Below are 24,087 nucleotides of genomic sequence, written 5' to 3'. Positions count from 1 at the left end.
TTTTCAATGGCGGACCGGATGCACGCCTTGTCGCGTGCGATGCGCGCGTTCGTACGCCGCGCGGCCTATCTTCGCGACACGGCGAGGCCGCCTCGTGCGACGCTCATCCCATGTCCTGCCGAACAACCCGCCCCTGCTCGATCATCGATGCCCGGGAAGCCCACCTCATGCGGACTCACCCCAAAACAGCCGATCTTCTGCGAAAGGGGCCAGATTGCCGATTAAAATTCCAGCGGAATTGTAAAGTGCGTCTCACAGAAAACGCTCCGCTCCACACAATCTGATACAAACCTTACCCGCGGTATTGCGGACATCGTTGCGCGTGCAACGGAAACGGCAATACCTCGGCAATGAGTCGGTAACTTTTGCTTTAACGGCAAAGCGCCGTGAAAACTTGAATCGTTTTCACGGCGCAAAGGGAACCCGGAACGGGGAGAGACGAGCGTGCCGGCAAGCGAACGGCGCGCACGGTTCGAGCAGGTCGGCACGGCTGAACTCACCGCGCCATCACGTCATCGCAACGCTTTTACCGCATCCGTGGTGACGTCGGCAGGTTGTCCGCCCCACGTCGCACGCAGATAGTTCGCGAGCTGCGCGAGTTCTTCGTCGCTGAGTTGCGTGGCGAAACCCGGCATCTCCTGCATCCGTTCGAGGCCCGGGAAGTCCTGCGCGCCGAGACCGTCGAGCATCGCCACGATCAGATTGTGTGCATCGCTCTGCCGCAGCGTCGAGTTGGCGTGCATCGGCACCGCGACGTGCGGCTTGCCTTCGCCGTTGATGCCGTGACAACCGGCGCACACGGCGAGATACACGTTGCGTCCCGCTTCGAGCTGCGCGGCATCGGCCGAACCTGACTGAAGCGACTGCAACGGTTGCGGCGCTGGCGGCTGATCGCCGAGCAGGTAGGTGGACATGGCGCGCAGATCGTCGTGCGTCATGTACTGGCTGCTCAGGTGCACGACCGGGAACATCTCGCCGAACGCCGAGCCTTGCGGCGCGATGCCGGTGGCGAAGAACGTCTGCAGGTCGGCGGCGGTCCAGCCACGCGCCGCCAGACCGTGCGGCGTGATGTCGGGCGCCGCGATCCGCCCGAGCGCCGCGCCGGCCAGCGGCTTCGCGCCGTCGAGCTGGCCGAACTTGCCGCGCGGCGTGTGGCACTCGGCACAATGGCCGAGCGCGCTTGCCAGATAGCGGCCGCGATACCAGTCCGCCGAGCCGGTGGCGGCAGCGCCCTGAGCCGACGCCTGGTTCGACGCGTCAGGCCACGCGTCTTTCAGGAACACCCAGTCCCAGAAGCGCACGCCGAAACGCATGTTGAACGGGAACGACAGTTCGGGTTCGTGGTTCGGCACGGCGGCCGGTTTCTGCGCCATCAGATACGCGTAGATGGCATCGCTATCCGCGCGCGACAACTGACGGTACGACGTGTACGGCATCGCCGGATACAGCTGTTTGGTCGGCGTCACGCCGTCGTGCAGCGCCTTGTACAGATCGTCGGCGCTCCAGTTGCCGATGCCGTGCGCTTTGTCCGGCGTGATGTTGGTGCCGTAGAAGGTGCCGAACGGCGAGGCCAGTTTCACGCCGCCCGCGAACGGCGCGCCGTCCGAGGTGGTGTGGCAGGCGGCGCAATCGGCGGCTTTCACGAGGTAGCGGCCGCGCGCGAGCGGATCGGCGGCGGTGGATTGAGGTCCCAACGCGGCGGCGGCGGTCATCGCGGCGGAATCGTCGTGCTTGCCGCACGCGCTCAACGCGAGCGCCGCGCCAAGCAAAAGCAGCGCGCGGCGCAGAGTGATCGGGCGGCGCATCATGCGGCTTCCTTGACGAGGCCCGGCGTCGTCAACACGACTTCCTTGACGGCTTCGTAGTAGCGCACGTAACCCGTGCAGCGACAGATGTGGTCGTTCAGCGCTTCGGTGATGGTGGCCTCGACCTTGTCGCGGGCAACCGGCTGACGCTGCAGACGCTCGATCAATACCGTCGCCGCGTTGACGAAACCCGGCGTGCAGTAGCCGCACTGAAAGCTGAAGTGCTCGAGAAACTTCTGCTGGATCGGCGACATGCCGATCACCTCGCCCGCTTCATTGCGCTTCGCGTGGCCTTCGATCGTGCGAATGGTTTTGCCGTGGAAGAAATTCGCGCCGGTGATGCAGGTGCGCACTTCTTCGCTGGTGCCGTCCGGTTTGTCGACGATCACCACGCATGCGTGGCAGATGCCCTGGCCGCAGCCGAGACGCGAGCCGGTCAGATGCAGATACTCGTGCAGGTAGTCGATCATCATCAGACCGGCCGGCACGTCGGTCGGACCGACGATCTCGCCGTTGACCTTGATGGACAACGGCAAGGTGCGGAAATGCGTCAACGGACGCTCGACCGCACCCGCGGCCGGCGCGCCGGCGGCAACGCCGGCGGATGCGGCGGAAGCCGAAGCTGGCGCGGATGCCTGAGCCTGAGCAGCGGCAGAAGCCGCGCTCGCTGCAGAAGCCGCGCTCGCTGCCGAAGCCGGACCAGCAACAGCCACCACACCGGAAGCCGCCGCCACCGCACCCGTCTGGCTCGCGGCGTGAGTCGAATTTTGTTTGGGGGCTGTCATGCGAGCACCTCCTGAATACGTTGCGGGGTAACCGGCAGATCGGTAAACCGATGCCCGATCGCGTGCGCGATCCCATTCACGATCGCGCCGACCACCGGAATCATCACCACTTCGGCAATGCCCTTCGGCGGGTCGGTCTCGGTGAGCGGCGGCAGCACTTCGCCGGTCTGGGTCCAGACGGCGACGTCCGTCGCGCGCGGCAAGTGGTAGCGGTTGAAGTTCCACGTGCCGTTGCCCGGACCGTCTTCGTACAACGGCAGGTACTCGTGCAGCGCGTGGCCGATGCCCATCGCCAGACCGCCTTGCAACTGGCCCGAGACGAGTTGCGGCGAGATCTGGTTGCCGCACTCCATGATCGAGTGATGCGCGAGCAAGTCGACCTTGCCGCTCGCCTCATGCACCGACAGTTCGACCAGCGTGCCGACCGCGCTGTAGTACGTCACGGCCGCGTTGTTGCGCTGGACCGGCGGAATGAACACGCGCTGTCGATCCAGCACGCGGTAACGATTCGCCGTGGTTTGCAGCTTCTTGCGGTCGTCCCGTGCGTTGTCGCCGTAGCGCAGTGCGAGGCCGTCGAGCGGCAAGCGCTCGATCGCGCCGTCGATCTCGAAGTCCGCTTCGGTCCATTGCCAGCGGTTGAACACGTGCACGGTCGCGCCGGTCACGAGACCGAGTTCGTGTGCTTTCTTCGCGAGCTGTTCGAACGGCAGCGCCTCGAGCCCCGCCGCCGACAGCTTGCCGTCGATCCAGCGCGCATCTTCGATCCGCACCACCAGCGGCGCGGCCTGACCGCCACCGCCGCCCTGACTCCAGATCGCCATCGCCGCCGGCCACAGGCCATGCGCGAACACGACCCGCGCCGCTTCGCGCGTGCTGTGCGTGAAATAGAACGCGGAATTCGTCGCGCTCGACGGCGACGCATAACCCGGCGACCAGCGCGGATTGGCCGCGAGCTTATCCTGATCGGCCTGCGACATCATGTACGGATCGCCGCTCGTGACGACCGGCAGATCCGGCCAGTCGGTGATCGCGACGTGGACGTCGGTGGCCGGCTTGCCGAGCCATTTCGCGACCGCCACGGCCTGCGAGGTCGACATGCCGGTGCCGATTTCGGCGGCCGTGTGCTGCAAACCGATCTTGCCATCGGCGCTGAATTCGACCTTCGCGAACGAGGTCTCCGCGCCGGTGCCGAAGTCCTTCTGCACGCACGCGAAACCGACGCCATAGCGCTTGCCCGGATGCGCGGCTTCGAACTCGGCCTTGCGCTTCGCGCGATTCACCCACAGCGGATGCACCTTGGCCTTGTTCAACACGTCGTCCACGCGAATCGCGCCGGCCGGCACCGCGCCTTGCGTGTTCTTCATGCCGGAGCGCAACGCGTTCTTCAGGCGGAAATCGATCGGATCGAGCTTCAGTTGCGCGGCGATTTCGTCGATCATCATTTCGGTCGCGGCCATGCTCTGCAGCGTGCCGTAGCCGCGCGCGGAGCCGGCGTCGATCGCGCGCGACGCAATCGCCACCGCCGACAGATCGTTGCTCGGGAAATAGTAGATCGACTGCGCGGCGGTCGCGCCCACCATCGCCACGGAAGGCGAGAAGTTGCAGCGCCCGCCGCCGTCCGCTTCCATCTCCGCCTTGAACGATTGCAGCAGACCGGTCTTTTTATCGACGGCGATGCGGTAGTTCATTCTGAACGCGTGGCGTTTCAACGAAGTCTGGAACTGCTCGTAGCGGTCGTTGGCGAGACGCACCGGACGGCCGTCCGCGTACATTGCGCAGACGAGGCCGTAGAACGGCACGTTGAAGTGATCTTTCGAGCCGTAACCGACCGTGTAGCACGGGTGAATGAACAGGTTCTTCACCGGGAACGCACACTTCGCGACCATGCCGGCCGCGCTGTCGACCACCTCGGACGGCGCCTGGGTCGGCACCACCATATGCAGCGATTGCGTCGCGGCGTCGTACCAGCAGTTCGCGTTGTCGGGCTCGAGCGCGGCCGTATCGATCGACTGCGTGTTGTACTGGCGCTCCATTACCAGCCAGTCCGCCGACGGGTGATCGAGGTCCTGCTGGATTTGCGCGGCATGGAACATGCCCTGCTCGTCGAGCTTGCCGTGCTCGACGCCGTCCGGCCACACCGGCTGGTGCTTACGCATCATGCTCGGAAACACCGGCGCGTCTTTCAGGCTGGAGAAGACATCGTCGTCATAGGGCGTTTTGCCGCCGACTCGCACGAAGCGGAACGTGCCCCACGGGTCGCGTTCCAGCGGCCCGGTTTGCGCGCCGTAGCGAATGATCTGATCCTGGAACTTCAGCGTGTTCTTCGCGAAGCGGAAACGCGCGAAGTCGTGATAGATCAGGATCGCGACCGCCTGGCCGAGATACGCGGGCGTCTTGCCCGGCGGCAGCAGCATGTCGTCGCCGTAGAAGGCGGGGAAGATCAGCCCGTCGCGGGTTAGATCGGCCGCCGTCACGACGCGGTCGGGTTGCAGATCGGCGCCGAGCAGCGACAGGTCGAAACCTTCGTAGCTGCGGTCGGCTTGCGTGGTGCGCAGAATGAACGCATGCGATTGCTGCTGCGGCCAGTGCGGCATGTCGGTGGCGCGAATGTCGCGGGCGAACACTTTCGAACCGGTCACCTTGGCGATCCCGTCGATACGGAATTTCGCCTGACCGTTGGCCGCGTCCCACTGCATCGGCGTCAGAATTTTTTCTTCGAACAACGCAGCGAATGCGCGGCTGCCCATCGGCGCGAGATACACCGACACACCCGCCACGACGCTGGCCTTCAGAAAACTACGACGCGAAAGGTCGAGTTTCCCCATGGACTTCTCCTTAAGTGAACACGGCGGCAACCCGTCGGCGGAACCCATGCGATGCCCCCGCCGCCGCACGCGCGACGACGCGCGCGCTGACACGCACGCGCATGCGTGCGGGACGGCAGTGGAACCACGAAGGAGGTGTTCGAACCACGAGCGCTCATGCGCGCCCGCGCGTACCGGCGATCTGCGGCGACCCGTGTTCCGGTTGCGCCGCATTCGATCTGATTGACCTTTGAACTACCGTGAGTTGCCTTTTTGTCTGCCCGGCGAAGGGCAAAGGCCGCGATTATCGCGCTGATTCGTGGCAGGGTGCGTCAAATTTTGTCCGCTATCTCGAAAATAACGGATTCAGCATAGGATCACGTGGCGCCGCGCTGGAACCGTTATGGCGTGGGCTTCATAGCGGTTTAGCGGAGGCTTCGCGCGGTGTTTGCGCAGTCCTTGCGCGGCATTCGCGTCACCCTCGTGTAGCTTGCGCCGCGACGAATTACGCTCGCACAATCGTGATCCCGAGCGCCTCGAACGGTGCAGTGAGCGCCTCGTCCGTGTTCCGTTCGACGACGATCGTGCTGGCCGCCGTCACGTCCGCGATCTTGTACGCCGACGCTGCATGCAGCTTCTCCGCCGACGCCAACACCACGGTCTCGGCCGCATGGTCGGCGAACGCGCGCTTCACGTAGGCCTCTTCGCGATCGCCGGTGCTCAGGCCCGCTTGCGGATGCACGCCGGTCGCGCCCATGAAAAAGAGATCGGCGCGGATATGACTGAGCGTTTCGATGGCGGCCGCGCCGAGATTGACCATGGAATGCCGGAACAGCCGGCCGCCGATCATCACGACCTCCAGTTGCGCGTGCTCGGCGAGTTCGACCGCGATGCTCGGGCTATGCGTGACGATCGTGGCCCGCAAGTCGCGCGGCAGATGACGCGCCAGTTGCACGGCCGTCGTCCCGCCGTCGACGAACGCGATCTGGCCCGGCGCGATCATGCTCGCGGCGGCGCGACCGATCGCCGCTTTCGACGCCGACTCGATCCGCTCGCGCCCGGCAAAGTCCACCGCCGCCGGCGACGCCGGCAACGCGCCGCCATGCACACGCTGGAGCTGGCCTTCGGCGGCGAGCTCGCGCAGATCGCGGCGGATCGTGTCTTCCGACACCTCGAATTCGACGCTCAGCGCCTTGGCGATCACCTGCCCGTTACGCTTCAAGACCTCGAGGATCCGTTGTTTTCTTTGCGAAGTCAGCACGATGAGGTTCTCGACGGTGTGAAGTGCATTTCAGCACAATTGCACGAAATCACTTGTTTTTGCACGAAACTGCACGATACCATGATTCGCAGGCGGCGCCGACCGCTTTGTGCTTGTCCATGCAAACAGGAAAACATGAAAACAGGAAGCGAGCCATGAACGAAACCGCCGGGCGGGTCCGTATCGTCGACGTCGAGGTGCTGTCGGACGACTGGTACGTGCTGAAAAAAACCACCTTCGACTATCGCCGCGCCGACGGCAGCTGGCAGCGTCAGAGCCGCGAAACTTACGACCGCGGCAACGGCGCCACGCTGCTGCTGTACGATCCGCGCCGCCGCACGGTGGTGCTGACGCGGCAATTCCGGCTGCCCGCGTTCGTCAACGGTCACCACGGCATGCTGATCGAGGCGCCGGCCGGTCTGCTGGAAGCGGCCTCGCCCGAAGAACGGATTCGCGCGGAGGTGGAAGAGGAAACCGGCTACCGCGTGCATGACGTGCGCAAGGTGTTCGAGGCTTTCATGAGCCCGGGCTCGGTTACGGAAAAGCTGCATTTTTTCGTCGCCGAATACGACGCGGTGGCGAAGGTCGGCGCCGGCGGCGGCATCGCGGCTGAAGGCGAAGATATCGAGGTGCTGGAATTGCCGGTGGACGACGCGCTCGCCATGATAGAGCGCGGCGAGATCGTCGACGGCAAGACGATCATGCTGCTGCAATACGCGAAACTGAATCTGTTGGGCGCGCCGGCGGTCGTTTCCGCGCCGGTCATTTCCGCGCCGCTCGTTTCCGATTTATCGCGCGAGGCGTTGGGAAACGGACGCTAGGTCGCGGCAGCCAAAGAAAATATGCTGACGGGTCGGTTAAATCGAACGCCCTTCCCGTCCGTCTATTTTTGCGTTCGTCACGTTTTTTGCGCTGGCGAATGCGTCGAGGTTGCAGTGGATTCTCTTCAATCGGCAAACCGCTTTATCAACGGTTTTTTCTTCGGTACGCTGATCGCTGCCGTCGTGATGGTCCTGCTCGCCAATGCCGGCGAGTTCTCGCCGTTCACGGCTCGCTTGCACGCACTCGGGCAAGTCGTCGTGACGGTGCTGATCGCCGTCGTGATCGTCGACGCGAAACCGTTGGCTTATAAAACCGTGTGGCGCGAGCGCCGCTGCAGCTTCGTCCTCGACGAGGATCTAAGCGCGACGTTGCGCGGCCGGACCTTCGGCATTCCGGCCGGCGTGGTAGTGGGGATTCTGTTTCAGCATTACGTGATGAACTGAGCGGCTTACGCAACAGCCTCACGCGCTCGCCTAGAACTTATGCCGGATCGCCGCCCGCACCACGACCTGCTTCGACGTCGATGAAGGCGACTGGGTGCCGGGCGTGAATGCGTCGTCCAGAATCGTATAGGTCGAGTCGCCGGTTACCTGCTGATACTCGCCCTGAATGTAGACGTCCGTGCGTTTGGACAGGTTGTAATCCGCCATCAGGCCGAAAGAGTGAATGCGCGGTTTAACGCCGCCGCTCGACGCATCGTAGTTTTCCATCGTATAGACATATTGCGCGCCGACGAACAGCATCGGCGACACCTGATATTTGCCGTTTAACTCGAAGTTCTGGTACTTCAGCGAGTTCAGCAAAATGCCCGGCGGCACCAGCGGCGTAATGCCAAGATAACCGTTGCCGGTCGGATCCAGATAATTCGAGTTGGTATAAACAAAGCCGGCGGTTGCCGGACCGAACGTGTACGTAATACCGCCGCCGAATACGCGCATGCGCCCTGCGATGAAACTGGCGTCGTTCGCGGTGATCGCGCCGTTCGCGCCATTGCCGGGATTATCGGCCTGCAGATAGGCGGCCGCGACCAGCAAGCCGCCATACGTATATTGACCGCCGAAACTGTACGCGCGGTTATTGGCGAAGTTGGTGTCGTTGCTGAAACTGTAGACGCCGCCGAACTGGAAGCCGGAAATCGACGGGCTGGTGAACTTGACCGAGTTGTCGAGACGGAACGAGTTGTCGGTGTTGTCGTTGTCGTAGGGGTGCGAGAACAGCTCGCCGGCCCAATTGCCGTTGGCCGTGGTCTGCGCCAGATAGTCCACCACGGAATCGTACTGACGCCCGAACGTCAGGCTGCCGAAGCTATCCGAGCTGACGCCCACGAAAGCCTGGCGGCCGAACATCCGGCCGCCCTGATTAAGGCGCCCGGAGCTGACGTCGAAGCCGTTTTCCAGCTGGAAGATCGCTTTCAGGCCGCCGCCGAGTTCCTCCGCGCCTTTCAGGCCCCAGCGGCTGCCCTGCGCGTCGCCGCTCGCCAGCTCGTAGACATGGCCACGGCCGACATTATTGGTGTAGTTGATGCCTTCATCGAGTACGCCATACAGCGTCACGCTGGTTTGCGCCGAGGCAGACTGCGCAAAAGCGGCGGACAAAGCGGCGGAGACAGCCAGCGCGAACACTTGCTTGTTCATGATGATCTCCCTGCACTCGAGTAATCGGACAACTCGATCCAGCCGCCTTGTTCTTGACGCTTTGTCAGGGCTTTTAACAGCCCCGGCGCGCCTTCAGGAAATCCTCACACGCCGTTAGCGGGACGTCCATCGGGTGTCACGTCGATATCTCAAATTGTTGCGAAATCTCCACTGCGCGCAAGCGCCCCTTTTTTCGCGGCGCTCCTTCAGGTAAACGGCAGCGCGCCGCCCCGACTGAAGTACAGCCCGATTGACGACGTCTTTGGTGACTCGGCCCGCCGTCCGGCTCGCCCGGGCTTTGTCACGGAAAGAAATATAATCGAAAGCTTTCGCGGCGCTGCAGCGGAACTCAGCGGCGCCACACGGGTCATTTTTACTGCCCTCTGCAATCGAGCCTGCCTCAGGCCGCCCGGTTGAAAACGGCGACGCCGAGCGCGTGGATCGTGCATCCGCAGCAACTCGCCACCCCATTTCCAAAGTCACGTGAGGACGTTTGCGGCGCTGAACCAGCGCGCCGTCGCACGAGACTGCTTTTGGCGTTACATCATGCAAGCATCGCAATCCCGTCTGATCGAGCTCGACTTTTTCCGCGGACTGGTTCTGCTTATCATCGTCGTCGACCATATTGGCGGCAGCATTCTGTCGCGCGTCACGCTGCACGCTTACGCGTTGTGCGATGCCGCCGAAGTGTTCGTGTTCCTGGGCGGCTTCGCCACCGCCACGGCCTACGCGGCGCTCGCCGAACGGCGCAATGAGACGATCGCGCGCGGCCGCTTCCTGCGGCGTTCGCTGGAAATCTACCGGGCGTTCCTGATCACTGCGGCGCTAATGCTGCTGGTCAGCGCAACGCTGACGGCGTTCAGCATCGACGGGCCGAATCTCGCCACCACCGACCTCGACGATCTGATGGACGCGCCCCTCGCCGCACTGCGCGACATCCTGCTGTTCCGCCGCCAGCCCTACCTCGCCTCCGTGCTGCCGATGTACGCGTTCTTCGCGGCACTGGTGCCGATGATCTTGCCGCTCGCACGCAGCAAGCCGTGGTGGCTGCTGGCCGGCAGCGTCGCGCTGTGGGCCGGCGCGCCGGCGATCACCGCCTATCTGCCCGCCGCGCCGGACATGCATTGGGACTTCAACCCGTTCGCGTGGCAGTTGCTGTTCGTGCTCGGCGTGCTGGCCCGCTGCCAGCCGGTGTATCAGCGCGTCAGCGCGCACCGGCTCGGCTGGCTGGTCAGCGTGCTGGCGTTCGCGGTGGTCGCGGCCGCGGCTTACTACAAGCTGTTTGTCGAGCTCGAGCCGCTCGACGGCAGTCTCAAGCAGAATCTGTCCTATCTGCGCGCGGTGAATTTTCTTGCGATTGCATGGCTCGTCGCGAATCTGATTCAGCTGGGCTGGGCCAGGAAACTCGCGCAACGGCTGCCGTGGGTCGGCGTGATCGGCCGCAAGGGACTGCTGTGCTTTATCGCCGGCGCGGTGATCTCGCTCGTGGTGGATTCGGTGCTGTATGCGGCCACCGACGGTTACCTCAACTACCCGCTCGGCCTGCTCGCCGATGCCGTCGCGGTCGGCGCGCTGCTGACGGTCGCGCTTGCGGAACAGCCGCTCAAGCGGCTCGCTTCGCGGCTGGTCGGCACGCGGCTTCGCACCTGGCCTTGAGCGGTGCCGCAGGGCAGCGGGCCGGGTATCGGCCTTCGCGGTCTCGCCCTTGGGCCGCCCTTGGTCCGCCCGTGGCGCTCGTGGCGCTCGCCGCGCTTCAATCCGCAGCGCCGATCCTGTTAGCATGACGCCGCCCGCGACTCGCGCGGCGGCCTCCTACTCTCACATGCGTCCATTCCTCCCCTCCGCACTCGTTGCGCTGTGCTTCGTCGCTTGCGACACCGCTTGCGCCAGCACCGTGATCAGCCGCAGCTTCCATGCCGACGCGCTCGGCCGCGACTGGTCGTACACGATCTATCTGCCGACAGGCTACCGTCACGACGCCGCCCGCATTCCGGTGCTCTATCTCCTGCACGGCAATAACGGCGACGCCAACGACTGGCTCACGCAAGGCCATCTGCAAAGCGCCGCCGACGCGCTGATCGACCACAAGGACATGCCGCCGGTCGCGATCGTGATGCCGCAGGGCGGCACCGACTGGTACGTCGATCGCAAGGAGAAGATGGAGACGGCGTTCTTCGACGATCTGCTGCCCGAGATCGAATCGCGCTACGCGGTGTCGACGCAGCGCAGCGGCCGCATGATCGGCGGTGTGTCGATGGGTGGCTTCGGCGCGCTGCGCTATGCAATGACGCAGCCGGAACGGTTTTGCGGCGCCCTGCTGCTGAGCCCCGCGATCTACCCGAACGAACCGCCGCGCGCGTCGGCGGCGCGGCGCGTGGGCGTATTCGGCGAACGCGAATTCGACGCGCGCATCTGGCACGAGCTCAACTATCCGGCGCAGTGGGACCGTTATATGAGCCGGCCTTATCGTCTGCCGATGTTCATCGCCGCCGGCGACGACGATCTCGCGATCCAGGCCGACGCGTCGTCGCTGTACACGCATCTGCGGCTGGTGGGAAATCCGGCGGCGCTGCGCATCATCGACGGCGCCCACACGTGGGATGTGTGGAGCGCGCTGCTGCCGGCCGCGCTGAAATACACGCTCGGTTGCGTGAAAACTCAAGCGCAAACGCAACCACAACAGCAACCGCTAGCTCACCCTTCGACCGGCCGCCCTTGAAACCGACCTGAAATCCGCGTGCAACTATTGCACAAGGTCGGTCCACAACACCATCAACACCGTCATCAGCGCCGGGCCGATAAAAATGCCCAGCAGACCGAAGGTTTCCGCGCCGCCGAGAATACCGAACAGCACCAGCAGGAACGGCAGGCGCGTCGAGTTGCCGATCAGCACCGGCCGCACGAAATGTTCGGCGACGAACACCACGACCGAGCCGAACACGGCGAGCCCGATGGCCGCCGCCACCGACCCTTGCGACAGCAGCCACAACGCCGCGAGGCCGAACGTGAGCGGCGCGCAGAACGGCAGCATCGCGGCGATCGCGGTGATCACCGCCAGCAACGCGACATGCGGCAAGCCGGTCACCGCATACGCCACGCCCAGCAACGCGCCTTCGCCGAGTCCGACCACCACCAGCCCCGACACCGTGCCGCGCACGGCGGTCGCCATGCGTTGCAAAAGCTGCGCGCCGGCTTCGCCGAAACCACGCCGCATGCCGGTGGACAGCGAGCCGGACAAACGCGGCCCCGCCTGAAAGATCACGAACAGCGTGACGAGCATGAACGCGAACACCATCACCGCATGCACGGCGCGCGCGCCGAAATGGCGGCCGAGCGTCATGACGGTGGTGCTGTGCAAGCCCTTCATCGCCGCCGAATCGCGCAGCGGCTGCGCGAGATTGGCCTGCCACCACGTGGAAACCTGTTGCACGCCGAACGGCAGATGCTGAACGAAATCCGGCAACGCAATGCCGTTTTCCTGCACGGTCTTGAACCAGTCGGTCATGTCGTGCGCCTCGCGCAACGCCTGCGCGATCCCGATGCCGACCGGCAGCACCACCAGCAAGGCAATCGCGAGCGTCAACAGCGCGGCGATCAGGGTCGTGCGGCCGCTGAACCAGCGGTGGGCCTCGATCTTGCGCAGGAGCGGCCACAGCGCGATTGCCAGCACGCTCGCCCACGCGGCCACCGCGATGAAATCGCGCACGACCCACAACGCCAGCAGCACCAATCCGATATACAGGACGAGCGACGCGGTGCGCTGCTTTTTCTGGCGCTCGAGCGAGGTCGGCGATGCGGGGGGCGTGTCGGGTGGCGTAACAGGCGGCGTAACGGGCGGGCGTGAATTCATGGAAGCTCTTGTGATTGTGTCAAAGCGTGGAAGCGCGACCGGAGGCGACATGGCCAGGGTGCGCGCGAGCCGACCGGAAAAAACCAGAACCGCTACACTGGCGTGCCACGGTCGCTCATCGATAACGACATCTTAAAGGAAGCGCCATCGGCCTTGACGGGCGGGACTCTCGTCGCGCTACGAACAACACTGCGTTGCAAAAATCCGCCTTATCTCTAATTTGCCGTCATATGGCCCGTAAAACCCTGCCGTGACGGGCAAATGTCAATGTCAAGTTTCATTGTTGCTAATTCGAGAACAGTGTTTCAACTCGGACACAATGGCTATCTAGCCCGCGCAGGACTACATTCGGCACACCACAATACGGAGCCGATGATGATGACCTTAGAGTCCATCCCCCTTGACGGTACCCATGGTGTGCGCATCGAGATTCTCGAACGCTCCGATACGACGCTGGTGATCCGCTGGGTCGAACCGGGGAAATGTCATTACGGCGAGCAGCGCTGGCGCCGCCGGTCGGCGCATACGTCCGGCACCTGCGCGGTGTCGCGCCGCAAGATCCGTCGCGGCGATGCGGTGTTCAAACCGGCCGAGCGGCCGGCGCCCGCGAATGCATCGGCGATGATTTGCGCCGAACTGCTGGGTGAATTCGCCGAAGCCTGAAGTTTTACCGGTGGCCGCACTGGCGCACTGATGCGCATCTCAAGCGCCACCTGTCATCCCGCGATGCAAAAACCCTTCCGATTGCGGCCCCCCGCGCGCTGAGCTAAGGTGCAGGAGATTGCGCCACGTCACCGCGCCGGCCTCGCTGCCCGGTTACCGTGACCCTCGCATTTCCACCCACCGCGCCACGTGTCTCGCGGCGCTGTCCGAGGGCATACCATGGCAGAAGACACGCCGGACACCCGCACCGCATCGGCCGCCCCGGCCCCGCTCGTCGCACCGCAACAGTTCTCCGTCGACGTCCTGCTTGAAAAATACGCGAAAGGCGACGAGCAATCGGCCGACGACGTATTCCAGCGCGTCGCCCACGGTGTCGCCCAGGCCGAGCCGGAAGCGCTACGTGAATCCGTAGAAGCCCGCTTCGTCGACAATCTGCGGCATGGCGCGCTCGGCGCAGGCCGCATCATGAGCGCGGCCGGCACCGGCATTGCCGCCACGCTGATCAACTGCTTCGTGCAGCCGGTCGGCGACGCGATTCAGGGCGTCGACGAACAAGGCCTGCCCGGCATTTACGTCGCGTTGCTGCAAGCGGCCGAAACCATGCGCCGCGGCGGCGGCGTCGGCTACAACTTCTCGGCGATCCGCCCCAAGGGAGCACGGGTTCACACCACCAGTTCGTCGGCGTCCGGGCCGTGCAGCTATATGGACGTATTCGACGCGTCGTGCCGCACCGTCGAAAGCGCGGGTTCACGGCGCGGCGCGCAGATGGCGGTGCTCGACTGCGACCACCCCGACCTGCTCGAATTCATCGAGGCCAAGCATTCGAAAGGCCGCTGGAACAACTTCAACGTCTCGGTCGGCGTCACCGACGCCTTCATGCGCGCCGTCGAGGCCGACCAGCCCTGGCAGCTCGTGCATCGCGGCGAGCCGTCGCCGGCGCTACGCGCGGCCAACGACATGCGGCAGCGCGACGACGGCCTGTGGATCTACAGCGAGCGCCCGGCTCGCGCGATCTGGGAGCGCATCATGCGCTCCACCTACGACGTCGCGGAACCGGGCATCGTGTTCATCTCGCGCATGAACGAGGACAACAACCTGCGCGCGGTCGAAACCATCCGCGCGACCAATCCGTGCGGCGAACAACCGCTGCCCGCGTACGGCTGCTGCAATCTCGGCCCGCTCAACCTGACGCGCTTCGTGATCGAGCCGTTCGCGCAGATGCAAGGCGGCACGCCCTCGTTCGACTGGGACGGCCTCGCCCAACGCACCCGCACGCAAGTGCGCTTTCTCGACAATGTGCTCGACGTCACGCTGTGGCCACTGCCGCAGCAGTACGACGAGTCGCACGCGAAGCGGCGCATCGGCGTCGGCTTCACCGGTCTCGGCGACACGCTCGTGATGCTCGGCCTGCGCTACAACTCGCCGGCCGGTCGCGACTTCGCGGTGCGGATCGCACGGCTGATGCGCGACGAAGCGTATCGCGCGTCGGTGGAACTGGCGCGCGAGCGCGGCGCGTTTCCGCTGTTCGACGCCGACCGCTATCTGGAAGCGGGCACGTTCGCGTCGCGCCTGCCCGACGACCTGAAGACAGCGATTCGCCGCGACGGCATCCGCAACAGCCATCTGCTGTCCATCGCGCCGACCGGCACGGTGAGTCTCGCGTTCGCGGACAATGCGTCGAACGGCATCGAGCCGGCCTTCTCGTGGACCTACACGCGCATGAAGGTGATGGCCGACGGCGGCCGCGAATCGTTCGACGTCGAAGACTACGCGTACCGGCTGTATCGCGAGTTGGGTGGCGATGTCGGCAAGCTGCCGGACTACTTCGTCAGCGCGCTGGAGATGTCGGCGCGCGACCACCTCGACATGATGGCGGCCGTGCAACCGTATGTGGACACATCGATCTCGAAGACCGTCAACGTCCCCGCCGACTATCCGTTCGACGCCTTCGAAAGCCTCTATTTCGACGCCTGGAAAAACGGCCTCAAAGGCCTCGCCACGTATCGCCCGAACGAAACGCTCGGCGCGGTGCTCAGCGTGAGCCCGCCGCCGGCGCAAGCGGACGACTCGCTAGCCGACAATGACCAGGATCCACTGCGGATCGCGATCGATCATCGGCCCAAGGGCGAACTGCCGGCCATCATCGAAAAGGTCGAATATCTGACCCAGGCCGGCAAGAAGTCGCTGTATGTCGCGGTGTCGTTTATCGAAGTCACGGGGCGGCTGGGCGGCGAAGAGGTCACCATCGAGCGTCCTATCGAGTTCTTCATTCCGACCGGTCAGCGCGACGAATCGCAGCAATGGATCACGGCGACCATGCGCTCGCTGTCGCTGGCGGCGCGCGGCGGGTTCGTCGCACGCAATCTGCAGGACATGCGCAAGGTGTCGTGGGATCGCGGACAAGTGCGGCTCGGCGACGTGCAGCGACTCGACGGTCATCGCACACCGCGCTGGCACGATTCGGAAGTGGCCGCGCTCGCGTTTGCGATCCAGCAGATTCTGCACCGGCGCGGCTTTCTCGACGCCGAGGGCAATCAGGTAGCGTCGCGCATGCTGGCGCGTTTGCCGCGTGGACAGATGAAGGCGGAGACGGCGTTGTCGGCGGATTTCGGCATCCGTCCGAATCCGGGCGATGGCGATGGCGACAACCCCGCCACATTGACGCAGCCCGGCGGCGTGCTCGGACTGCAGACCATGCTCGGCCGCAAGTGCGGAACCTGCGGCGCGAATGCGGTCATTCGCAAGGATGGATGCGACTTCTGCACGGCGTGCGGCGAGGTCGGTGCGTGCGGATGACGGCCGGACACTCACCGCGCCAGTTCGACGCGGTTACCCGTGACGATAAGCCTGACCGGATCGGCGCTCTTCCACTGCGCCTTTGGAATCGACAGTTGCCATTCGGCGCTGCCCGGATCAAGGAAGAAGCCCGCGATCCCCACAAACTGCGTGTCGTCCTGCATAGGTGCCGACAACCTGATCGTCGCTCCGGGTGCCAGTGTTTTTACCGCGCTGTCCAGTAAATCGGCTTTGAGCAGCGTCTGGTCGTTGTTGAGCAACTGCGTGTATCCCGTCTTTTCGAACGTCTTCGAGTCCTTGAGCTGATAGATTCTCAGTTCGACGGGTAGCGACTGCCCTTGCCCATCCGTATTGAGCGCAGCGCGGCTCTCGATCACCAGATTCATCTGCTTGACCTTCGCGACGAACACCGCGCTCGTCGCGTTGACGGTCGCATTCTTTGTCGCCTGCCACGCGCCACAACCCGACACCAGTGCGGCCGTCATCGCACACGCGCCGGTCTTTCGGAGCCGATGCGCCAGCCGGTTCTTCGATTTTTTCACAGCCAGCCCTCCAGCTTGACCGAAGGCGGAAAGAGCCGGGCGGAACCGCCCGCCCCCTCGTGGAGTACCAGCCGGACCCCGTAGTGGAAGCACGCGTAGCGGCCAGTAAATCCGTTCAGGACATCCCCAAACAAGGCGACGTCACCCGGGCCGGCGAATCCGGCCGGGTCGATTTCCACGTTCACGTTGACGATGCGGTTCACACTCGCTCCAACAATCTCCGATTCCTCGTCCAGCCATACCTCGCGGATTGCTTCGATACGGCGCCGGTTATCCCCTTGCTGCGTCCAGTCGTACAGAGCAAACGCACCGCGCAGCACCTCGGCGTTCATCATGTTCAGTTCGTTCGGCCCGAAATGCGATGCGACCTGCCACGCATAGCGGCTGTTGCGCGGCGGATACAGCGGCATGGTGGGGGCGGTGAGGTTGCGCACCCGTTCGACGCCGGTAAAGGCCGACGCCGGATTGTTGATCGCCGATTCACGCAGCGCCATGCGCGGCAACCTGCCGTTGTTCGCCAGCACCCTGACCGTCACATGGGCGTCCGGCCTGCTACCCGGCTCATCCCAAAGATGTCCGCCCAGCGTCACCCACATTTCGCGGCGGCCGGTTACGCCATGCCGGATCGACGTATGGAAGTAACGGTCGGGCGACTCGTAACGCATCATTCCGCCACGGTGGCGAAACTCCCTGAACGACTGGTATTCGTGTTTCGTCGCGTTGCGCTGATCGCTCGCCGACACGCTCAACGCTTCGTAGGGCTCGACATGCTCGCCAGCAGCCGCGGGCGCAAGCACCGGGTAGTCGCGCGCATGCCTGTCCGGGCGGATCGCCAGTGCGTCCAGCTCGAACAGGTTGATCACAGGCGTGCAGAAAAGGCGGATGTTCTCCGCGTCGAAGGTCACGTCGCCCGCGATACGCCCCTCGATCAGAATCTCGAACTCGATGCGTCTTTCGCCCGGCAACACATTCGCCCTGTCGAAACCGCGGAGGTCGACGAAGTGAAACTTCTCCGGGAAAGCAAAGTATTCGAGCATCGCCTGTTCGCGCTCGAGTTCGGCGTCTCGCGCGTCATGGTCTACCGGCCAGAGTCGCGTTGCGGGCCCACAACCCGCCGCCTCAAAACGCATGTGCGCCTGCGGCTGCAATTGACCCTCCCTCACCAGCGGCATGCGCACGCCAATCGATTCGACCTGGCGGGTCAATGCGGCGTAGAGCGCGGAGGCGGTCGGGCGATCACCATGAAGATAAAGACGGATGCGTGAGAGATCGTCTGGCAGGCGCTGCTCCCGATGCGTCAGGTTGAAGGCAAGTCGTATCACCGTGCGGCCATCCTCGCGCACGCGTGCGCCCGCCTCGTGAATATCGATAGGCAGCAGGCGCACGGGCTGGGTGGTGCGGTAGCAACACACGATGCCGTCTGGACCCACCGGTGTAGAACGCACCTGCAGGCCGGCCGGTAACGTATCGAGGATTCGCGCCTCACCCGAGCGCGGCACGCACTCCAGGATGGCGAGTGAGGGTATCGTGCGGCCCGCATGAGGCCACAGATGGTCGATCAGGGGGTCCGTGATCTCGGGCAGCGTGTCGTCCAGCGTCATCCGGAAACGGGACGCAAGGAACGCAAAGCTCTCGTTGACTGCTTCGGCACGTTCGTCGCGCGCCCCTGGCGTCGACAGACCGAGCCTGCGCGCTACCTGCGGCTGCGCCCGCGCGAACTCTTTGCCGGCCTCGCGCAGGTAGCGCATTTCCGCATCGAAATACTGCAGGAACGGATCGTCGTCATGCGTTCCGCCTGCAAGCGGCGGGAGCGCGTTGTTCTCTGTAGTCGAAGCCACACCTTCGCCACCGACACCCCGGTCGAACGTATTGCGGTACCGTCCATATTCTTGACGTTCTGTCATGGCTGCAGCTCCGGTGGCAAGGGAGGCAGCGTGGGCACGATTCCCCCCTTGCCTGCCAGGAAAATCCGCTCGGGTATCTTGAGCCCGCGCAGCTTGAGCAGTTCCAGCGGCCCTGCGCCGACCTGCGAGCGCAGTACGTAGCGCAGCGGATCGCCATTCTTTCCGTTCCACGTGAGCTGATAACGGGTACTGTCGAGCTGCTTCACATCGGCCTTGGCTAGCAGTCTCAGGAATGCCCAGTCACCCGTCGAATCGAACGCCTGGTTCGTCCCCGCGTTGACCGTCTCCCACGTCAGTCCGGCGTGCCCGTTCAGGCCGTCGCCGGGCCACGCGAGTGGCGTCCAGCCCGCCTGCTGGTTGAAGTAGACGATCGGCTTGCCGTCGACCGAAAGTTCGGATCGCGTAACGTTTGGCGTCGGCAGGGCCATGATTTCGAAACGCTCGCGGGCATCGCCCTGAGCGTAGAACTGCGCCCCCACCGTCGAGAGCTGGCGCACGCCCGCAAGGAACTTTGGGTCGAACTGCAGTGCCTGCGGCGCCAGCTCGTTCGGCACCCATTTGTCGCCCTCAAACTTCAGCACGCCGGCCAGCTGCGTGGTAATGAAGCGCGAGATCAGGCCAGTGTCGGGTCGGACGTAGCGACCGAGTTCGGCCAGGGATGCATCGGCCTGAGTGTCGAAGAACGGATAGCGGCCATTCATCGCCGCGTTGAACGGCGCGGCGACACTCGCGCGCCATGCCTCATTCAGGCTGGCTGCGGCAGGCTGCAGGATGGTCTGCCATGCGGTCTCGAGCGGTTGCGCGAAAACAGCGTCACCGAACCCGCCCCAGGCCGTTCCGACGCTGGCCGCCGTGAGCGCCGCATCGTCGCGCGCCTGCGAGAGTTCCGAAAGCTTGCCCTGGAAAACCGCCTGCGCGAGGGAGCGCGCCTTGGCCTGAGCGTCGGTGCTGCCGGCGATCTGCTGAAGTTTCAGGCGCATCGTCGTCACCGCGGTGAGATAGCGCGACAGGCTCACACCGTTCAGTGCGACGTTCGCTGCGTTGCCAGGTGTGCCGTTGCCGCCGTTCGCGGGCACGCCGACGTCGCCGATCAGCCCGAGCAGCGGACCGAACGGCTTGTCGAGCGGATTGACGACCGGCGTGCCCCCTTCCTTCTCCTCGCCAATCAGGCTCTGAGCCTTGCGCACCAGCGTGTCGCTCAGGGCCTGCGAGGGGCGGCCCGCCTGCGCTTGGTACTGCACCGACTTCATCAGCGCGATGAGCGGCGAGGTCTGGGCGTCTGCAAGGCGCGTAAGCTGGTCAATCGCACCACTCAGGCTGGATGCGGGTTGCCACTGGATGCTGTTGAGCATGCCCTGCCACGCCGCGGAGTATTCCGCGAAATAGCGCGCGGTCAGCCGCTGCTTCAGTTCTTCGGCGGCCTGCTTCTCGCTGATCGCCGCGTCAGTCCGGATCGTTCCCTGTGCGAGCGTATGACCGACGGTCTGCGATGGCTGCGCGCCCGTCAGCACCCAGTCGTCGCTTATGCGCCGCTCGCTTGCTGCCTTGTCGATCGCCGCCGCGATCATGCCGTCCCATGCGGCCCGTGTATAAACGCCCGGCACTGTCTGCGACGTGACGAACAGGCCATGCGCGTCCGCCCCGTTGAGTAGCGATTCCAGCGACGCATTCGCGTATTTGCCTTTGACGTCGTCGAGAATGCTCTGGTACAACGTGCCGTCCGCTGAGGCGAGTCCCATCTGCGTGACCAGCATGTTGCGTGTCGCACTGACCAGGCCCGCGTCAAGCCCAATGCGCCACTCGGGATGGTTCTTCAGGTGATCGGCATAGAACGCCGCGAGCCGCTGGCCCGTGTCTTCGCGCTCGCCGAGCGGCATCTCGACCGGGCGTCGCCACAGGGCAACGAGCGATCGGCGCAGAAACGACGCATCCGCCCGAGCGGTGTCACCAAGCATCAGGTAGGTCCTGAGCGCGTTATAGGTGCTGCCGCGCGCGTCCTGCGACTGCAGGGCGTCGGCACGGGCCTCGCCCGCAGCCTTTAGCAGATCCGTGATGGTCCGCACGACAGGCGCCTGCAGGTTGTGCGTCGCGGCCGTCCGGTACGACTGCCAGAGCATCGCGAGAATGGCATCGTTGCGTGAGAGACCGGCGCGAAGATACAACGGTGCGCCATGCTGCTGTCGGTATTCAAGTTTTTCCATCAGTTGCTGAAGCGCAAGCTGCGTGCGCAGCGCCTCCTTGGTCTGGGGGTGCGCATCCACTGCCGCATCTGCTGTTGCGTGCGCTTCACGCATGAGTTGCTGGTTGCCGACGAAGGACACCGTCAGCCACCCGCACCATGCGATTGCCGCGGCCATCAGAAACATGGCGAGAGCATTCGGCCAGAAAAAACCCATGCGCCGCCCAATACCGCGACGGCGTGCGATTGCGTGCCACGTGGGAAGCAGCGAAGCAGGCTGCGGAGAGTACACGGCTGCCCCGGACACAGCTGCATTTGCGGAGAGTTGCATCGGCCCACCCGCTGGGCCTTGCGTCGGAACAGGTGCGGCGATGGCGGCCGGTGCCGGGAAAACAGGCGCAAACACCACGCCGGCCAGCGGCGCGCGCAGCCAGTGCGAGCCCATCAGCGCCTCACCGTGAGAGACGATGCGAGCACTCTGCTCGCCGATATAGGCGGAAATCTGGACAAGGTACGACGCACGCCCCCGGGCTGCGTACAGGCGCACGCCTTCGTCTGCGGTGCGTCCCTCGATCATGGCAAGCTGGTCGCGCAGAATTGCCCCCTGCCCCGTACGGTTGCGTACCGTTGCGGTGAATGCGCCGATAGCCCCTAACTTTTCCGGCCGATTGCCTTTGGCGGGTATTGGATGCAGGAAAGTGACGGGCGCGGCCCAGCCCAGATCAGCGGAGAGCGCCGCGAGTTCGCGCGCCAGTTCGTCGGGTGACCGGTCACCGTTGTCCTGACGCAGCACATGGACGACGCTATCGACGGAGCGTCTCCGGCGAAGCTGCCGAATCTGGCTGCGCCATTTTTGCGCCTCGATGCCATCCGGCGAAGCGTGAACCAGTATCGCGCCCGTTACGGGCATTGCCCCCGCACGCTTCAGGCCTGGCGCGACGTCCTCAATCAGCGTATCGGAGCCGCTCAACAATAGCCACGGCGTTCGGTAGCGCCAGCGCCACCCGCCGGAAACGCGCAATTCATCACATAGCGATTGCAAGCGTGCGTCGAGTCTGGAAGCTTGGGTGCCATTCGAAGCCTCTCCGGTGGCACCGGCGTCCCGCCGGAAAACGCGGCCGACGAGCCGGTAGGCGCCACCCAGCATCAAGGCAGCGTGGACGAACAGCACGACGACGAGTCCGACCAGTATCCAGATCGTCACGTTCAGTCTGGCCTCGTGGGTCGTCAGGCCCACCGCATCGCCCTTGAGCCAGACGACGGCGAAGGCCGCACCGGCGAGCAGCAAGGCAAGAGCGATCAAACCCCAGGCGATCAGGGTTCCGGAATCAGCGGACTCCGTCTCGGCCATCCCGAGCATTTGCATGTTATTGCGTGCGTTCGTCATGCAGTTCTTGATTGTTGACTTGATCGTTGACGTGCAGGATCGCAGCCTGCACGGTAGAGACGGAAGACGGTGCGTGCAGGATGACGTGTGTTCCTCCTCCCTCCTCGAACGCTGCAGCAACTGACATCCAGCCGCCTGCCGCGCCGGCATGCCCGATAAAACGATCGGGCCGCCTTTGTACGTCGTCATTTACGAGCGCTGACATACCGGCACGACGGAGAGCCGCGAGAAGCCGGGTGTCGTACGTACCATCCAGCCCGCTAAGCCATGCTGTGCCGACCGTCGCGGGATCTGTGTTGCCCCAAAGCACAGCATTGGCGAGCACGGCATCCAGATACTCGATTTCGTCGGCCGCCGGCCGATGCAACAAAGCGGTTGCCTTGACAGGCTCCGGTAACTCGAATGCCCCTGAGCCAAGCAACACGGCGACGGCGCCTTCGGTACTTCCCGATGGCGGAGCGTCGTGGAACTCGGCCGCAACAAGCAGCAACGGCCGCCGTTCGGTCGCATCCAGCCACGCGTCGACCGGCATCAGTCCTTCGGTAGCCGGGACGGCAGCACAGTCCAATCCCGGCAAGCCGACTCGTTCAAGCGCCTGCCTGACATGACTCACCCGAGCGTCTTCCGGCCCGGACTTCGACAGTACCCGCACCACGGGCGCGTATTGTGGGCCGTACTGAGAAAGCACCCGTATGCTGTCCACCACGGGCGCCAACGCTCGCGAGATGACGTGCACCACCGGCGGCACCGTGGCCATGATCCTGGACGTGCCGTCGAATAAACCAACATCGGGCGCATCTTCTGAAACTCGATCGGCAGAAGAGAACTCATTGGAGTAGTCGCCGAACAGCGGATCGTCGCCGGTGAATCGGCTGTGCTGGACACGACCGATACCGCTGCGCGGCACACGCGCTTCGAGCAGCGACGCTTTGGCCGCAAGTACTTCACCGACCGACTTTCCTTCCAGCGGCAGACAATAGCCAGCGCCGAGTACTTGAAGCGGACGCTGGGCCGCACGAACACGACCGCTGAGCCATGCTGCACGGTGCCGGTTGCGAAAGACCGCGTAGAGGCAATCCGCCTCATAAGCAATGCGCGCGATGATGAGTGCACCGATAAACACCCCGTTAGGAATGCCCAGGAGACAAATCCAGAACCAGGCGCCATGCGCGGGCACGGCGCGAGGCCACAATAGCAACACCAGCGCCGCGCCGACGCCACAGAACAGAATCCAGCCGAACAGGCATGGCAGAAGACGTAGTCTGCGTGTTGGCAACGCCATGCGTGGCCCCGCAGGCGAGAGATCAACCGGCATGTTCAGCCGATATGGACGTTTTGAAGTGACGAAATCAGGCGGCATCCGCATGCGCAGCGCTGCAGATGCATGGCCACTGGCTTGCCGTCCTGGTCGGGGAACGCCTCATCGCCTTCGTCAATCACAGTTTCGCCATGCTGATCGCAAACTGCTGCATCGCCTTTCCGAGCAATAGGTCGCCCCAAGAACGCCATGTGCGGCGAACCGCCGGCGACGCGCCCGCCATTTTCCAGGACGTCATCTTTACGAATCGGCGATCTCATTTGGCTTTCCTAAAATGCTCATTTCTTCACTCAATTAGCTGGCTTCGTGGCAGTCAAAAAGCACACACCTTCCAAGG

General features: G+C 64.2%; 17 protein-coding genes. 6 read left to right on the top strand and 11 right to left on the bottom strand.

Annotation, left to right across the window (positions count from 1 at the left end):
* Nucleotides 1-512 precede the first annotated feature (512 nt).
* The 4 genes from B0G83_RS23195 to B0G83_RS23180 form a co-directional block, all read right to left on the bottom strand.
* Entirely contained in the window at nt 513-1,808 is a 1,296-nt protein-coding gene (locus B0G83_RS23195) for a cytochrome c (RefSeq protein WP_105509732.1), read from the bottom strand.
* A complete protein-coding gene (locus B0G83_RS23190) occupies nt 1,805-2,590 on the bottom strand; it encodes a (2Fe-2S)-binding protein (RefSeq protein WP_105509731.1) in 786 nt (261 codons plus the stop codon). The genes B0G83_RS23195 and B0G83_RS23190 overlap by 4 nt, the downstream gene beginning before the upstream one ends.
* Nucleotides 2,587-5,415 (bottom strand): xanthine dehydrogenase family protein molybdopterin-binding subunit, encoded by a 2,829-nt coding sequence (locus B0G83_RS23185; protein ID WP_105509730.1) that lies wholly within the window; start codon nt 5,413-5,415, stop codon nt 2,587-2,589. The genes B0G83_RS23190 and B0G83_RS23185 overlap by 4 nt, the downstream gene beginning before the upstream one ends.
* A gap of 484 nt (nt 5,416-5,899) precedes the next feature.
* Entirely contained in the window at nt 5,900-6,655 is a 756-nt protein-coding gene (locus B0G83_RS23180) for a DeoR/GlpR family DNA-binding transcription regulator (protein WP_105509729.1), read from the bottom strand.
* 155 nt (nt 6,656-6,810) lie between these two features.
* On the opposite strand from B0G83_RS23180, the gene B0G83_RS23175 reads away from it, so the two are divergent.
* Nucleotides 6,811-7,476: an NUDIX domain-containing protein gene (locus B0G83_RS23175; protein WP_258168139.1), complete on the top strand. Its 666-nt coding sequence runs from the start codon at nt 6,811-6,813 to the stop codon at nt 7,474-7,476.
* Between the two features lie 114 nt (nt 7,477-7,590).
* Entirely contained in the window at nt 7,591-7,920 is a 330-nt protein-coding gene (locus B0G83_RS23170; RefSeq protein ID WP_105509728.1) for a hypothetical protein, read from the top strand.
* 30 nt (nt 7,921-7,950) lie between these two features.
* On the opposite strand, the gene B0G83_RS23165 is transcribed toward B0G83_RS23170, so the two are convergent.
* Nucleotides 7,951-9,111 (bottom strand): porin, encoded by a 1,161-nt coding sequence (locus tag B0G83_RS23165; RefSeq protein ID WP_105509727.1) that lies wholly within the window; start codon nt 9,109-9,111, stop codon nt 7,951-7,953.
* Nucleotides 9,112-9,657: 546 nt separating this feature from the next.
* On the opposite strand from B0G83_RS23165, the gene B0G83_RS23160 reads away from it, so the two are divergent.
* The gene (locus tag B0G83_RS23160) at nt 9,658-10,767 is read left to right on the top strand and encodes an OpgC domain-containing protein (RefSeq protein WP_105509793.1); all 1,110 of its coding nucleotides are present in this window, start codon (nt 9,658-9,660) and stop codon (nt 10,765-10,767) included.
* Between the two features lie 166 nt (nt 10,768-10,933).
* Nucleotides 10,934-11,830 (top strand): alpha/beta hydrolase family protein, encoded by an 897-nt coding sequence (locus tag B0G83_RS23155; RefSeq protein WP_105509726.1) that lies wholly within the window; start codon nt 10,934-10,936, stop codon nt 11,828-11,830.
* A gap of 24 nt (nt 11,831-11,854) precedes the next feature.
* Here the strand turns inward: B0G83_RS23155 and B0G83_RS23150 are convergent, their stop codons facing one another.
* Nucleotides 11,855-12,961, bottom strand: a complete 1,107-nt coding sequence (locus B0G83_RS23150; RefSeq protein WP_105509725.1) for an AI-2E family transporter — start codon at nt 12,959-12,961, stop codon at nt 11,855-11,857.
* Nucleotides 12,962-13,339: 378 nt separating this feature from the next.
* Between B0G83_RS23150 and B0G83_RS23145 the strand changes: the two genes are divergently transcribed.
* Together B0G83_RS23145 and B0G83_RS23140 are read left to right on the top strand one after the other, a co-directional pair.
* Nucleotides 13,340-13,624, top strand: a complete 285-nt coding sequence (locus tag B0G83_RS23145) for a DUF3331 domain-containing protein (protein ID WP_105509792.1) — start codon at nt 13,340-13,342, stop codon at nt 13,622-13,624.
* Between the two features lie 219 nt (nt 13,625-13,843).
* Nucleotides 13,844-16,420: an adenosylcobalamin-dependent ribonucleoside-diphosphate reductase gene (locus B0G83_RS23140; RefSeq protein WP_105509724.1), complete on the top strand. Its 2,577-nt coding sequence runs from the start codon at nt 13,844-13,846 to the stop codon at nt 16,418-16,420.
* A gap of 11 nt (nt 16,421-16,431) precedes the next feature.
* Here B0G83_RS23140 and tssJ read toward each other — a convergent pair whose 3' ends face one another.
* The 5 genes from tssJ to B0G83_RS23115 are packed head-to-tail and all read right to left on the bottom strand — an operon-like array spanning nt 16,432 to nt 24,010.
* Entirely contained in the window at nt 16,432-16,962 is a 531-nt protein-coding gene (gene tssJ / locus B0G83_RS23135; protein WP_258168134.1) for a type VI secretion system lipoprotein TssJ, read from the bottom strand.
* Entirely contained in the window at nt 16,959-18,866 is a 1,908-nt protein-coding gene (tssF, locus tag B0G83_RS23130) for a type VI secretion system baseplate subunit TssF (RefSeq protein WP_105509723.1), read from the bottom strand. Before tssF ends, tssJ begins: the two co-directional genes overlap by 4 nt.
* Nucleotides 18,863-22,432 carry an ImcF-related family protein gene (locus B0G83_RS23125; protein WP_105509722.1) on the bottom strand — a complete coding sequence of 1,190 codons (3,570 nt, stop codon included), beginning with the start codon at nt 22,430-22,432 and terminating at the stop codon, nt 18,863-18,865. Before B0G83_RS23125 ends, tssF begins: the two co-directional genes overlap by 4 nt.
* On the bottom strand, nt 22,413-23,714 hold the full coding sequence (locus tag B0G83_RS23120) for a hypothetical protein (RefSeq protein ID WP_258168133.1): 1,302 nt from the start codon (nt 23,712-23,714) through the stop codon (nt 22,413-22,415). The genes B0G83_RS23125 and B0G83_RS23120 overlap by 20 nt, the downstream gene beginning before the upstream one ends.
* Nucleotides 23,715-23,749: 35 nt before the next feature.
* Nucleotides 23,750-24,010 carry a PAAR domain-containing protein gene (locus tag B0G83_RS23115; protein ID WP_105509720.1) on the bottom strand — a complete coding sequence of 87 codons (261 nt, stop codon included), beginning with the start codon at nt 24,008-24,010 and terminating at the stop codon, nt 23,750-23,752.
* Nucleotides 24,011-24,087: the final 77 nt, after the last annotated feature.

The organism is Paraburkholderia sp. BL21I4N1, assembly GCF_002973525.1.
Classification (GTDB): domain Bacteria; phylum Pseudomonadota; class Gammaproteobacteria; order Burkholderiales; family Burkholderiaceae; genus Paraburkholderia.
Note: the sequence above shows the minus strand (reverse complement) of the source record. Positions and strands in the feature narration are given on the sequence as shown.